Genomic DNA, 357 nt, shown 5'->3' with positions numbered 1-357 from the left:
ATAAAATGCTTTAGCAATAATTAGCGTTAGTAAATTGAATCAACATTCAAAGGACTGTTGTTTGGTTTCTCTAGTTTTAATTGTTCAACCGCACTAAGACCTTTAGAGCTAATTCCGCCACTATAAGACTTCGTGCCATCAGCATTAGTCATGGACGTTTCGCCCACGTTCCAAACTTCAAAGAAGTCACTTAAGTCATAGTTTGAAACATAAGAAGCGCACACCATCATTAGGTCTCCACCAGAAAGCCCAGTCTCGCTAGCACTACAATAGTTCGTATTCGAGTCGCCTTCTCTATCACCTCGAGCTTTACGGTGCATAAGTTTGAACATGTTCCAGCCTTCATCTTCACCATAC

At 40.9% G+C, this 357-nt stretch carries 1 protein-coding gene; it reads right to left on the bottom strand.

Going from position 1 to position 357, the window contains the following annotated elements:
- Nucleotides 1-26: 26 nt before the first annotated feature.
- Nucleotides 27-357 (bottom strand): hypothetical protein (locus AB4486_RS28650; RefSeq protein ID WP_372120225.1); only part of this gene is annotated, 331 nt, incomplete at its 5' end.

Origin of the sequence: Vibrio sp. 10N.222.55.C6 (assembly GCF_041473395.1) — a bacterium.
GTDB lineage: Bacteria > Pseudomonadota > Gammaproteobacteria > Enterobacterales > Vibrionaceae > Vibrio > Vibrio crassostreae_C.
This window is presented reverse-complemented; position numbering and strand designations above follow the sequence as displayed.